Origin of the sequence: uncultured Chitinophaga sp. (assembly GCF_937898475.1) — a bacterium.
Classification (GTDB): Bacteria; Bacteroidota; Bacteroidia; order Chitinophagales; family Chitinophagaceae; genus Chitinophaga.
Genome location: NZ_CALEJS010000016.1, coordinates 98,976 through 112,745 on the forward strand (window position 1 = coordinate 98,976; position 13,770 = coordinate 112,745).

The following is a 13,770-nucleotide window of genomic DNA, read 5'->3' on the forward strand; positions in this document are numbered from 1 at the left end:
GTGATGAGTGATGAATATGTTTTCGCTAACGGCCGTTGATCGTTCCTGAAGGTTCCAGGCGACAGGCGCATACCTTGAACTCCGGTATCTTGGAGATAGGGTCCAGCGTACCGGGCGTAAGCTGGTTGGCAGATTTATTACCCGCCCAGTGGTAAGGTATGAACACCGTATCCTTACGGATGGTTTCTACAATATTGGCGGGAAATTCCGCTGCTCCCCTGCGGGTAGTTACTTTGACGATCTCGCCCTGCTGTATACCATACCTGGCGGCCAGCTGCGGATGTATCTCCAGTAAAGGTTCGGGATACTGGTCTACCAGCTTGCCGATCCGCCTGGTTTGTGAACCGCTTAAATATTGAGACACTACCCTGCCCGTGGTGAGCACTACGGGATAGTCATCATCCGTTACCTCTCCCGGATCACGATAAGGCGTTGGATTGAAATGCGCCTTCCCATCCGCCGTAGCAAATTTCCGGTCCTCCCACAGGCGGGGCGTACCCGGATGCTCCAGCGTGGGGCAGGGCCAGAAAACGCCCATGTTCTTTTCTATCTTTTCGTAGGTAATGCCGTAATAATCCGCCGTTCCGCCTTTGGAGGCGATGCGCAGCTCATTAAAAATATCTTCACTGCTTTGGTAACTGAATTTATCTGCAGCGCCCAGCCGGGCGGCCAGTTCCAGGATGATGGCAGTATCCGTGCGCGCATTACCCGGCGGTGTAACCGCCTGCCTGATGCGGGTAACACGCCCCTCTGCCGTGGTCACCGTCCCTTCCTCTTCTTCGTGCAGGGAACCTGCCAGGATGATGTCTGCATGGCGGGCCGTTTCATTCAGGAAGAAGTCGATCGCCACATAGAATTCCAGTTTTTCCAGGGCTTCCCGTACATAGTTATTATTGGGCAGGGACACCAGCGGATTGAAGCAGATGGAGAGCAGGCCCTTTACTTCACCGCGGTGAATCGCTTCTATCAGCTCATAGGCAGTGTACCCCTGCATCGGCAGTTCCGATAGTTCAATGCCCCATACGTCTGCAATATATTTCCGATGCTCGGGATTATTAATATCCCGGTTGCCGGGCAGCTGATCACATTTATGGCCATGCTCACGGCCGCCTTGCCCGTTACCCTGGCCTGTGATAGTGGCATACCCGCAATAGGGCTTGCCAATACGGCCGGTAGCCAGCACCAGGTTGATACAGGCCATCACATTCTCCACGCCTTTGGAATGATGTTCTATACCACGTGCATGCAGCAGGAAACTGGTTTTGGCGGTACCCCACCATTGTGCGGCCTGTTTGATCTTTTCTTTTGCGATACCTGTAATGGACTCCGCCCATTCCAGCGTATAATCTTTTACGATATCTATGGCAGCATCGAAGCCGGATGTATGTTCACGAATAAAATCCTGGTCTACCAGGTTGTTATCCACCAGGTATTTGAGCATGGCGCCATAGAGGGCAGAGTCGGTACCCGGACGAATATCCAGGTGCAGATCTGCCGTACGGGCCAATGGTATCAGGCGGGGATCTACCACGACCAGTTTGGCGCCCAGATCACGGGCCTGCCATATCCAGTAGGTCAGCGTGGGAAATGTTTCACTCACATTAGCGCCGCATACCATGATCACTTCTGCATGCTTCAGATCGGAGTAGTTATTGGATCCGCGATCCAGTCCGAAAGCCTTTTTATTACCAGCGCCCGCGCTCACCATGCAAAGACGCCCGTTGTAATCCAGGTTTTTTGTTTTAAGCGCTACCCTGGCAAATTTGCCCATGAGGTAAGACTTCTCATTGGTAAGTGACACACCGGAAAGCACGGCAAATGCGTCTTTACCATATTTTGATTGTATGTGTTGAATGGAGCTGACAGTGGTGTCCATGGCTTCATCCCAGCCCACGGGCACAAAGCCTTTGCCCTCTACCCTGCGCAGCGGGTCCAGCAGGCGGTCGGGATGATTGTTCTGCAGGTAGCGTTGTACGCCTTTGGGACAAAGTCTTCCTTCATTGAAAGGAAATTCCATCCAGGGCTCAAAGCCTACCACCTTGTTCTCTTTCACCAGCAGTTTGATACCGCACTGCATGCCGCAGAAACAGCAGTGGGTCTCCACCACTTTATCGGGTTCATCGCGGCCGGTGTATCCTTCCTGTGGCGCGTAGTGCAGATGCGGACCGTATTGCTGGATCAGCGCTTCCTGGCTGACGGGTAATTTTGACATAAGGTAGCTGCTTTTAATGGCTATCCGAAATAACGGCCACTGGACTCACGCGCCTTTAAATGCGCCTGAGCCAGGGCCGACCGCTTGCCTTCAGGACTATAGTCCAGGTGTGATGTATTTTCGTTTATCGTAAAATCAATACCTAATTCTTTGGTGAGGGCTTTTAGATCATCCACATGCTGTTTGGACGTAAATTCTTTACCGGTGTGACGGCACACTGCCATTCCCTTACGGCGCCCTTCTGCGTGATAGAGATAGACGCCTATCTGCGCGGGGCGCTGAATAATATGGAAGAACTTTCCGAAAGGAATCCATACCAGGAAGATGATCACGGTAACAGCATGGGTAACCGCCATGAACTCGTAGGCAGTGCCGCCCAGGAAACTGTAATCATATGCTAATCCCAGTCCTGTAACGGAGATGGCTACCAGCAGTACCAGCGGCAGCCAGTCGCCCCCAAAGCTCTGCGTAGCTATCAGTCCGCCATTGGTAAAGCGGCGGAACATGAACAGCGCCACGCCGATGATCACCAGCCAGGAGCTCCAGCTCAGTATATTAAATACCAGTGAAGCGATGATGGACCCTAATTTGAAAGTAAAGACCCTGAAGCCGAATACATGTGCTTCGTATAGTTTAACCCCTGCGGGATCAAGCCCGGTTGCAGGGTCCATAGTAAAATGGATCCATCCCAGGGTAAGCGGAATAGTAACTGCAAAGGCCAACATACAGCCGGTAGCCATCAGGAAATGGCCCCACCAGCGCCGGGCGCCACGCGAACGGATAAAATACTGGAAGCCGATATTGCGCACTGATTTCCGGAGAAACAGCCAGAGGTACGGCAGGAATCGCCCGCTGAACAGTATCTGCCAGGTACGTTTGAAGTAAAGCCAGGTAGGCGGCCGCTGCAGCCATACGGCATAGCGGTAAACAATTCCGAAGGTGGCGAAGACCGTACCGAAAAGGTAGGCTATCAGCGCAGCATCGAAATTCTGCAGCTTACGCGACCCGATAAACACGAGGGCTACCAGTAAGAGGGTGGCCGCCGTGGCAATCGCAAAAGCTTTTTTGTTAAGATGATAACTAAACATGGGTTTTGCTTGTTTATACTTATCATTTTATTCTTAACACAACATTAGCCATAAGGTTTAGAAAAATTAATGAAAAAGATCATGTCAAAACAGGACAGAAATCATGTTTCGTTAAGATCCGTACCATTAGCTTCACATCAAACTGCTTACCCTATGCAGCAACAACCCACGCTTACTGCTTATCGTATACTGATATTCAACACCCTGGCCTTCACGGTTTGCTTTGCAGGCTGGGTATTAAATGGCGTATTGGTAGCCTTCCTGATTGACAATGGCATCGTAAACTGGACACTGGTGCAGGCGGGCTGGCTGCTGGGCATTCCTGTACTGACCGGGTCGGTGATGCGTTTGCCCCTGGGACTGTTAACTGATAAACTGGGCGGCCGCTGGGTGTTCAGCGGACTGATGTTGTTCTGCGCCATTCCCCTCTTCCTCTTATCTAAAACTACCGACTATACGTTATTTCTTATTCTTAGTTTTCTATTCGGCCTGCTGGGCGCCAGCTTTGCGGTGGGTGTAGGCTTTACCTCGCTGTGGTTTCCGCCGCAGTGGCAGGGCCGCGCATTGGGCATCTTTGGGATGGGCAATACGGGATCGGCGCTCACGACCATGGTGGCGCCATCCCTCCTGCTGCGCCTTACCGATAACGGCGCCAACCCCGGCGGCTGGAAAACGCTTCCCATGATCTATGCCGGGGCCCTCGTGGTAATGGCCTTACTATTTATGCTGTTTACAGAGAACAAACAAACCGCATCATCGGGTAAAACGCTGCAGGTAATGCTGAAGCCCCTGAAAAGTGTGCGCGTATGGCGCTTTGGCCTGTACTATTTTCTTGTATTTGGCTGCTTTGTTACCTTTTCGCAATGGCTGCTGTCTTACTTCCTGAATGTATATACTATTACACTTGTCACAGCCGGTTTGCTAACGGCCTGTTTCAGTCTGCCTGCGGGGCTGTTCCGCGCGGTGGGCGGATGGCTGTCTGACAAATTCGGCGCAAGGGTGGTGATGTACTGGGTATTGGGCAGCTCGCTTGTGCTGAGCGCCCTGCTGCTTATTCCACGGATGGAAATCTACTCTCCCGGCGCGGGACTAATGTCCCAGGAGGCAGGTACGGTGAGCAGTGTAGATAAGGACCAGATCGTGGTGGATAATAAAACCTATCCGCTTGTAGCCAGGCCTCCGGTAAAGGGAGATGAAGGCACGCCGCACCTGGTTTTCCCTACCAAAGAAAGCTGGCAGGAAGCGGTAGTGCACCCGGGCGATAAGATCAGGAAGAAACAGATGTTGGCCCAGGGCGTTACGCGCATTTATTTCCAGGCCAATATCTCGGTATTTACCATACTGATCATGTTGCTGGGCATGTCATGGGGTATTGGCACGGCAGCCGTATTTAAACACATTCCCGAATACTTCCCGGATGAGGTGGGCATTGTAGGCGGCATGGTTGGTATGATAGGCGGCCTGGGCGGCTTTGCAGGACCTATATTGTTTGGCTACCTGCTGAATTTGAGCGGCCTGTGGACCAGCTCCTGGTTCTTTGTATGCCTGCTTTCTGCGGTTTGCCTGATCTGGATGCACCGGGTGATTACGAAGATAATGGCAAAGAATGCACCGCATTTGAAGAATAAGTTTGAGGTACCGCATCAGGCTTAGCAAAAAAAATTTTACGCTGGGTGTCCAGTTCTGGAAATGCCGATCCTTATATAGGAAACAGGCACTATGGACACTTTACTTGCTCCGATTGAAAAGCCCCGGGGGCTAATGATGAAACTGGTCTATTACTTTACCCGTAAGCAGTTCGGGAAAGTGCTGATGCTGCTGAAAGTACATTCTGCCCGCCTGCCCGCCGCCTTCGCCATGTTCTACGGCAAGGTGAGCCAGCTGGACAAAAAGCTGCAGTTACATGCAGAAACTGTGGCGCTGATCCGTCAGCAGGTAGCACGGCTCAACATCTGCCTGTTCTGTATGGATGCCAGCCGCTGGTAAGCCATTAAGAAATCCATGAACATCTCCAAATTCGAAGCACTTGATAATTATGTCAATAACCCGGTCTTCAGCGCGGGAGAACGCGCCCTGAGCGAACACCTTTACAACATCACCAATCTAGGGCTTAACATCCACTCTGATATGCTGTGCGACATCAGCAAAAGAAAAATCGAAATGAAATTCATACATTCAATCACTATTTAACCATCAGACAACATGCAAAGCACATTTTGAACAGGCATACAAGCTGACGAAAACAGAAACAGAAAGGCAGGGCATACGGGAGAAGATTGGGGGGATGGAGTGACGGCATAACGCATATACAAACATGCAGCAGGCTGACTGGCCACCTGCTGCATGCCTGCTGCACCTTACTAATCTGCTTTTAAACTGGCTACAGGGTTCATCATGGCAGCCCTGATGGCTTGCGTGCTGACGGTTAGCAGCGCTATCGCCAGTGCAGCTATACCTCCAGCAGCAAACACGCTCCAGTTAATATCTACCCTGTTCACGAAATTATTGAGCCAGTTATGCATAAAATACCATACCAGGGGCGCTGCTATTATAAACGCGATACCGATGAGCAGGATAAACTCCCTTGAAAAAAGATATACAATATGTGCAGGCGTTGCGCCCAACACTTTGCGCACCCCTACTTCCTTTACACGCTGTACCGCCATGAATGATGCCAGGCCGTATAAACCCAAGCAGCTGAGGAAGATGGCTATACCTGCAAACATCTCGTACAAATGCGCCAGCTGTCGTTCTTCCTTATAATATTCCGCTATCCGCTGGTCCAGGAACTGGAATTCGAAGATCTGTTCAGGAAAGGTTTCGTTCCAAAGCTTTTCAATTGCTTTCAGTGAAGCCTGTGCGTTGGCGCCAGCGGCCAGTCTGACGCCCACGCTGTTAAAACGCTGTTTTATGTTGCTCATGAACACCGGGGCAACAGCCTCTTTCAGCGTGCCGGCAGAAAAATCGTTTACCACTCCTACTATCGGACCTTTAATCTGCCCGTTCCATACATCAATTTCTTTATTGAGCACATCTGCGGGTTTTAAGCCTAGTTTCTGTACCAGGGTTTCGTTCACCAGGAACTCGCGTACAGAATCTGTGCTGGTGAGGTTACGGCCGGCTATGAGCCTGATTTCATAGGTGTTGAGAAAGTGATGATCCACCCAGCGCGTGACGGCCGGGAATCTGGTTTCCTCCGCCTGGTGATCAAATCGGAAACCTGTCCACCAGTTATCATTATTGGAAGGCGCTGCGTTGGAAAAACTCAGCTCCCGTACGCCTTTGATCTGTTGCAGCTGATCGCGGAGATAGGCGATCTTATCATTACCCCCATTTTTGTTAGAGAAGGGCACATTCACAATGGCATCGCGGGTAAAGCCCATAGACTGGTTGTGAAAGTAATTCATCTGCTGCAGGATGATGAGTGTGCCAATGATCAATGCCTGTGCAATAATGAACTGGAAAACCACGAGACTGCGGCGAAGAGATACACCGCTGGTATGTTTACTGGCCGCTATCTTACTCTTCAACGCATTAACAGGATTGAAGGCCGACACCACCACAGAAGGATAAAAGCCCGCCAGCAAGGTGACCATCAAAAAGATGGCTAACAATAATACATATACGTTACCGGCCGCCAGCATGCCTGCACTCAAAGGCAGGTTCATCACCTGGCTGATGAAGGGAAGTACGCATAATGCCAATACCACGGCCAACAGCAAAGCACTCAGCACCAGCATGGCTGTTTCCGAAAGGAACTGTATTTTAAGCTGCCAGCCGTTACTGCCCAACACCTTGCGTACCCCTATCTCCCGCGCGCGGTTCACCGCCTGCGCAGTGGCCAGATTAATGAAATTCACACAGGCTATGAGCAGAATAAACGTGGCAATCATCCAAAGCATCCTGATCCGCTCGGGCGATGCCACTCTGCCAATGAAGTTCTTTGTGCGTGTATCTGCGTGCACACCGGCTAAGGACTGGAGCATATGTGTGGCCTTGTTCTTCGGATCCTTGTATTTTCTGGAGAATGCAATGAGCCGCTCATTGATCTTTGCCACATCCTGTCCGGGGCGCAGCAGCACGTAGCAATTATGGATATCGTCTATCGTTACCCAATCCTTTATCTCGTTTATTTTAAGCAAGGCATATGTGGCCACCATCTCAAACTGAAATTCGGTATTCTTCGGCGGATCATCCAGTACACCCGTTACTGTAAGATTGAACTGCTGATCCAGTTTGATGACCTTACCTATTGCCTTGTGCCAGTCGCCAAAATACTTCTCAGCAGTAGAGCGTGCGAGAACGGTGGAATTGGGGTCGTTAAGAGCAGTGGCTTTATTGCCTGCCAGCCATTTGTAATAGAATATGTCGAAGAACGAAGGTTGCAGGAAATATACCAGTGGCTTGAATTTCTTCTGCACCTTGCCCTGTTTGTCTTCCAGGATTACCAGTCTTTGCCCCATCTGTATTATACCGGTTACTTTTTCGAACTGGGGAAAATCGTTTGGCAGTGTAGTGGGCACGGGAAAAGGCACAGCCTGTGTATAGTTGATCTTGCCACTCTCTTCCGGCATTACCGTCAGCACCCTGTATATGCGGTCTTTCTTTGTATGGAACCTATCAAAACTTTGCTCATATTGAATGATCACATAGATGACCAGGCAAACGGTGATACCCAGGGTAAGGCCGGTGATGTTGAGCAATGCATAGCGCTTGTTGCGCCACAGACTCCGGAAAGCCGTTTTAAGATAGTTCTTTAGCATATAGGAGGGGATTAATGCAGGGGCATGCAGCAAAAACAGTACAAAATTAATAAAGCGTTCGTATTTAAGCAGTTAGCGCACGGGAGAATACAGGGGAATGTCCGCTTTCGGTATTATCATGTCCGCTTTTGAACATCATGCGAGGAAGGCGCCTGATGTGTCCTATTGTTGCATACGTAAATGCAGATAAACCTGCCCGCAACCCACATTAAACTATTATTAATTTTTTATACAACAATTGCGCCCCCAGCCCCCTTTTCAGCTGGTAATTTTTTCGTATTATAAAAATGTTCCGGATAAAAATAAGTGACGAATAATTCCTAAGTTCGTTCCATGGATCTGATAGAAATTGCGAATAGCCGTCAAGCCCGGGCCTTTATCAAACTGCCAGCTACTTTATACAAGCACGACCCACACTGGATATGCCCTCTCGAAGCTGACGTGGAAGCGGTATTTGATCCTTCCCGCAATGTTTTCTTTTCCCATGGTGTTTGTACCCGTTGGCTGCTGCAGGACAACAGCGGTCAGATCATAGGCCGCATAGCGGCGTTCATCAACTACGAAAAATGTCATAAAAATCCACAGCCCACCGGCGGCATCGGTTTCTTTGAATGCGTGAACAACCGGCAGGCTGCCCATTTACTGTTTGATACCGCCAAAGCCTGGCTGCAGGAAAAAGGCATGGAGGCGATGGACGGTCCGATAAATTTCGGAGAGAATGATAAATTCTGGGGACTGCTGGTGCATGGGTTTAAACCGCCCAGCCTGGGAATGAATTATAACCCGCCCTACTACCAGGATTTCTTCGAGTCTTATGGCTTTCAGAAACTATACGATCAGTTCACCAATTTCCTGGATGCCACCATCCCATTACCCGAGCGCTTCACCAAAATATCCGACTGGGTGATGCGCAAATCCGGGTACAGCTTCCGGCATTTTGATAAGAAGCAGTTTGATAAATTTGCCGCCGATTTTATTGAGATCTATAATGATGCCTGGAGTACCTTCGAAAACTTCAGTCCGCTGGAATCAGGCACCGTAAAAGAATCCTTCCGGCAGATGAAGCCGATCATGGATGAGAAGATCATCTGGTTTGCTTACTATAATGAGGAACCCATAGCCGCCATCCTGTGTTTGCCGGATGTGAACCAGCTGCTGAAACATGTAAACGGTAAGCTGGACCTCTGGGGCAAGCTGAAGTTTTTCTGGTACTCCAAAACCACTACGGTAGACCGGCTGCGGATCATTGTGATGGGCTGCAAACGCAAATTCCAGAACCATGGCATTGAATCGGCCCTGATCCGTTGCCTGCAACAGGAAGTATTGCCACGCCGTCATGTGATCAAGGGCGTGGAACTGGCCTGGGTGGGCGACTTCAACGATAAAATGCTGGCCCTGCATGAAGCCACAGGCGCCACACTGGATAAGATACACAGAACCTACCGTTATATCTTTAACAGTAAGCCGGAACAACCCTGAGCTACATCGTTTCCTCGAAGATATCTTCTGTTACCCCATTCTGTCTCAACAAGCGGTAGTGCCTGCCCAGAGAGCCGCCCAGGGTATATGTACGATACGGCCACTGGTGCCTGTCGGCATACTGCCTGAGCAGTGCCGTTACTTCCGGGTAGTAAACATGATTCACATTCGGGAACAGGTGATGCACCACATGGAAATTAAAGCAGCCCATGAAAAAGCGGGTAAACCAGTTATCATGGGTAATGTCATTGGTGGTGAGCAACATGTGCATCATCCAGCTGTGGGGCAGCTGGTTGCCATCACCAGGTAGCGGGAATTCAGATTCCGTATTGGCATGCGGACTTAACAATACCATTAAAGACAATATGCTGGCGGTGAATAACATGAGCAGAAATCCGGCGATTGCCTGGACCCATGCAATACCCAATACCAGTTTGGGTAGCAGGATGAGGTAAAAAAGGAAAAAGGCCTTGAAGAAAAACAACTTTACATATTCAAAGCGCGGGATAGTGGCCAGTTTCCAGATGGTCTTTTGCTTATTAAAGAAATCCTTGAAATCACGTATCAGCAGCCAGTTGAACAGGTAGAGCGGATACAACAAAGGCAGGTAAATATGCTGATAACGGTGAAAGAACAGGGCCTTCCCGGTGGGAAAGATACGGGCCAGGCTGCTTTGCTCAATATCCGTATCCCATCCGTTTACATTGGGATAGTTGTGGTGAAAACGTACATGCCGCAATCGCCAGATATAGCTGTTGGCGCCCATGAGATCAAACAGGTACACATAAGCGTCATTCAGCCATTTGCGGTTGAAAATAGTGCCATGTACAGCGTCGTGGATGGTGTTCAGGAACATCATAACGAGCCATACACCCAGTAGAAAATAAGCCGCGTAGAAGATACCAGTGTGCTGCCCTGCAAACAGGATGGCCCCATAGGTGAGGCCGTATAATACGGGAAACAAAACCGCTTTGACAATAATGCTACGTTTCCGTTTGGGCTCCAGCTGCCGGACAAGGTTATTTACATCCAGCCGTAATTGATGAAAAATGGTCTCTTCACCGCTTCTTGCAAAGCGAGGTTTCAATGTCTTCTCCATTATTCAAGCTTTTAGGTCAAATCCTTGCTAAACAGTGCTGGTAACAGTTGTGGTTCTGGAAAAGTCAGTACAAATTTACAATAATTGAATTATTTCAAAATACATGCCGTTTTAGAGGTAGAATAATCTGCTATTTACCATGCAATTTCTCCAAAGAACTGCTGTTTGTCACTCTTTCTTTGTACCAGTGGCTGAATAGCCGTTGCCGCTTCAATAGAACGATCTGCTTCTATCAGGCTGGCGCCATCCCTGATAATGGCTTTATACGCCGCATCACGCTCCTGCGAAGAGGGCAGCTTATCATAGCTAGGCGCGGTGGAGATCATACACATTACGCCGCGCTGGTTCAGCTGCTGGTATAAGGATTTCAGTTCCGGTTTATTATCGGGCCCTACGTAGGCCATGATGTGGGTCCAGGGAATGCCCTGGGCTTCATACTCTTTCATCGCTTCCGTTGTTTTCACGAATGCCTCGAATACGATCTCCGGGTTACGGTCATGGTAGAACTTTGCCTCTTTGGCATTGTGCACGGTAACCATCACATGGCTTTCTGCCTGCAACTCTTTAATAAGCCGGGCTGTCATCTCAAAGGGAACATCTTTTTTATCAAGTATAAGCACCGTTTTGCCTTTAGCCCAGCGAATGGCTTCTTCCAGGGTAGGAATGCGGTAGGGGGTAACATTGCCTTCCACATCTTTAAGGTGCAGTTTTTTCAGTTCTGCCAGGGTGTAATCTCCTACTTTACCCGTGCCCGTGGTAGTACGGTCTAATGTAGCATCGTGCATGAGTACAATGATACTGTCTTTGGTCAAACGCGGGTCGATCTCGAAAGTGGCAGGCGTATGGAGCAGGGTGTTTTCAAACGCTTCAATGCTATTTTCCGGGAAGCCTTTGTTCACCCCGCCCCGGTGCCCGCTGATAAAGGGCACATCTTTCCCGGTGTAGTGGAAGAATGCCCTTAGTGCTGCTGCATCTTTGATATTGAGTACATGCAGCCTGCCCTTTTGGGCCAGTACAGATGATAGGTTCATGGTAAAGGCGACAGTCAGCGCCAACAGACTCTTATACATATCAGAATTTTGAATTCAGGTGTTGTAATGTAAATGCTCCTTCAGCAGAGAGGGTGAATACCGTAACCGAGGCATTATCCTGCACCAACATACGGTAGTTCTTTAAAGGCATGCCCAGCTTATAGGCCAGGTACAAACGGTTTACCCCATTATGCGCAGCCACCAGTATGTTACCGGAGCTGTGCCACAGCAGCAGCTCGCGGAAGAAATCATCCACACGGGTAACGACCTCCATACCTGTTTCGCCGGTGCCGCCGGCGCGGTGCGTTCCGGGATCCGCCATCCAGTTATCCCAGGTCTGCGGATCTTCTGCAATGAACTCTTCTTTTGTTTTACGTTCCCACTGACCGAAATCAGCTTCTATCAAACGCTCGTCTTTAGTAACAGCTGCGCCGGTAGCGATGGAAGCGGTATTGTACGCCCTTTCCAGGGGCGAGGAGTATACACTGGAGAACGTAATACCTTTCAGCTGTTCACGCACCGCTTCCGCCTGGCGTATACCCTTTTCCGTGAGGGAAATATCAGTACGGCCGCAGTAGCGGTTATTATCCTTGTTCCAGGCGGTTTGTCCGTGCCGTAATAAAAAAACATTAAGCATAGATCTGTTCAGGGATGTATCCCTTTTGTTTAAGTGTTTGAATAAACCGGAAATAGTGTGCATTGTAAGCCGCCGCCATTGCGGGGTCGGGATGCAACTCCTTTTCTACCTGCGTCATGGCAGCGGCAGCTTCCATGATATTGGTAAAAGAGGTTTTGGAAGCCGCCAGTATAGCGGCGCCCACTGCCCCGGTGATGTGTTTCATTTTATACAGCGGCAGGTTCAGCACATTACTGCGGATGCGCAGCCAGCTGGGACTGTTACTGGCCCCGCCAGCTGTATACACCGCTTTTACGGGCTCTCCGCTCAGCTGTGTTATCATGGTATAGGCATAACGTTCTATGTAGGCAACACCCTCCATACCGGCGGCAAAACGTACTGCCGGCGTAAGGCCGGGATCTTCAAATCCCCTGGCCTGGGGTGCAATGAAGGGGAAGCGTTCTCCCTGCTGCATCAGCGGCCAGGACAAGTGCCCCGTGGGAATGATAGCAGCAGCCTGTGTTTCCAGTGCAGACAGCTGCTCCTTAAAATCGCGGGTGATCCAATCAGCGCCGGTGTTGCTGGCGCCGCCGGGCATCCAGTAGCCTTCAGGATGGCGGTGGTTGTACAGGCGTCCTGAAGGGTCATGTATAGCGGTGGTGGTTACTCCCTTCACTACCAGGGTAGTGCCGATGGTGGTGTTCCAGTCGCCCGGGTTCACTGCCCCGGAGGCGATCTGAGATGCACATCCGTCTGTCATACCGGCTACTATCAGCACCTCTTCTGATAAGCCCAGTTGTGCAGCCAGCGCAGGGTCTATATTACCAACAGGCGTACCGGAGGGTATTACCCGCTGCAGCCATTGCTGTTGCAGGGGCAGCTGCTGCCAGATGTATGCAGGCCATTGGCCCTGCTGCACATCATAGCCGGATTTCAGTACGTTGGTAAGATCCGTTACATCATAACGGCCGGACAGCCTTCCGGTAATGAAGTCGGCCGCGTGAATGAACTTGTATATATGCGGGGCCTTGTCCGGGTAATGATGCAGGAACCACATCATTTTAGGCAGGCCGCTGGATGTATTAAAAGCCGTATATCCATCCGGGTTATGGGTCAGCGCCGCCTCGCGGCAGGCCCTTCCCTCCTGCTCCTGCCGTGTATCACTATACATAATGGCATTGTGCAGGGGCTGATGATGATGATCTATGGGGATGATGGTGCCGGAGGTGGAAGTTACCGAGATGGCGCGGACATGCCGCAGGTCAATGCTACGGGACGCCTGCGAGAGCAGTTGTTGTAATGAGCGAAGGCAGGCATCCCACCATGCCAGGGGCGACTGTTCTTCCCTGGATTGCCCGTTGAGGGCAAAAGCTTCTTCTGCGCTGCCCAGCAGGTTACCGCGGGCATCCAGCAGTACCACCCGCTCTCCCTGTGTGCCAACATCTATCCCGATAAAGCATGCATTGTTATCTGGCATGAAAT

General features: G+C 50.4%; 11 protein-coding genes. 4 read left to right on the forward strand and 7 right to left on the reverse strand.

The genetic code is table 11. The annotated features are described in order from the left end of the window. Window positions 1–25 precede the first annotated feature (25 nt). Window positions 26–2,212: a molybdopterin oxidoreductase family protein gene (locus Q0577_RS10320; RefSeq protein WP_298735691.1), complete on the reverse strand. Its 2,187-nt coding sequence runs from the start codon at window positions 2,210–2,212 to the stop codon at window positions 26–28. 20 nt (window positions 2,213–2,232) lie between these two features. Further along, complete coding sequence (locus Q0577_RS10325) at window positions 2,233–3,300, reverse strand: hypothetical protein (RefSeq protein ID WP_298735694.1); 1,068 nt, start codon at window positions 3,298–3,300, stop codon at window positions 2,233–2,235. A 153-nt stretch (window positions 3,301–3,453) separates the two neighbouring features. Between Q0577_RS10325 and Q0577_RS10330 the strand changes: the two genes are divergently transcribed. The 3 genes from Q0577_RS10330 (at window position 3,454) to Q0577_RS10340 (ending at window position 5,490) form a co-directional block, all read left to right on the forward strand. Beyond that, window positions 3,454–4,953, forward strand: coding sequence for an MFS transporter (locus Q0577_RS10330; RefSeq protein ID WP_298735696.1), 1,500 nt, complete (start codon window positions 3,454–3,456; stop codon window positions 4,951–4,953). A 108-nt stretch (window positions 4,954–5,061) separates the two neighbouring features. Beyond that, window positions 5,062–5,286, forward strand: a complete 225-nt coding sequence (locus Q0577_RS10335) for a hypothetical protein (protein ID WP_298735698.1) — start codon at window positions 5,062–5,064, stop codon at window positions 5,284–5,286. A 15-nt stretch (window positions 5,287–5,301) separates the two neighbouring features. Beyond that, window positions 5,302–5,490, forward strand: coding sequence for a hypothetical protein (locus Q0577_RS10340; RefSeq protein ID WP_298735701.1), 189 nt, complete (start codon window positions 5,302–5,304; stop codon window positions 5,488–5,490). A 170-nt stretch (window positions 5,491–5,660) separates the two neighbouring features. Here Q0577_RS10340 and Q0577_RS10345 read toward each other — a convergent pair whose 3' ends face one another. Then, complete coding sequence (locus tag Q0577_RS10345) at window positions 5,661–8,063, reverse strand: ABC transporter permease (RefSeq protein WP_298735703.1); 2,403 nt, start codon at window positions 8,061–8,063, stop codon at window positions 5,661–5,663. 333 nt (window positions 8,064–8,396) lie between these two features. Here Q0577_RS10345 and Q0577_RS10350 point away from each other — a divergent pair, with 333 nt between their 5' ends. Continuing rightward, window positions 8,397–9,542: a GNAT family N-acetyltransferase gene (locus Q0577_RS10350; RefSeq protein ID WP_298735705.1), complete on the forward strand. Its 1,146-nt coding sequence runs from the start codon at window positions 8,397–8,399 to the stop codon at window positions 9,540–9,542. A gap of 1 nt (window position 9,543) precedes the next feature. Here Q0577_RS10350 and Q0577_RS10355 read toward each other — a convergent pair whose 3' ends face one another. From Q0577_RS10355 to Q0577_RS10370, 4 genes are all read right to left on the reverse strand, one after another. Then, the gene (locus Q0577_RS10355) at window positions 9,544–10,641 is read right to left on the reverse strand and encodes a fatty acid desaturase (protein WP_298735707.1); all 1,098 of its coding nucleotides are present in this window, start codon (window positions 10,639–10,641) and stop codon (window positions 9,544–9,546) included. Window positions 10,642–10,775: 134 nt separating this feature from the next. After that, complete coding sequence (locus Q0577_RS10360) at window positions 10,776–11,711, reverse strand: glycerophosphodiester phosphodiesterase family protein (protein ID WP_298735710.1); 936 nt, start codon at window positions 11,709–11,711, stop codon at window positions 10,776–10,778. A gap of 1 nt (window position 11,712) precedes the next feature. After that, window positions 11,713–12,309, reverse strand: coding sequence for a histidine phosphatase family protein (locus Q0577_RS10365; RefSeq protein WP_298735713.1), 597 nt, complete (start codon window positions 12,307–12,309; stop codon window positions 11,713–11,715). After that, window positions 12,302–13,765, reverse strand: a complete 1,464-nt coding sequence (locus Q0577_RS10370; RefSeq protein WP_298735716.1) for an FGGY-family carbohydrate kinase — start codon at window positions 13,763–13,765, stop codon at window positions 12,302–12,304. The genes Q0577_RS10365 and Q0577_RS10370 overlap by 8 nt, the downstream gene beginning before the upstream one ends. Window positions 13,766–13,770: the final 5 nt, after the last annotated feature.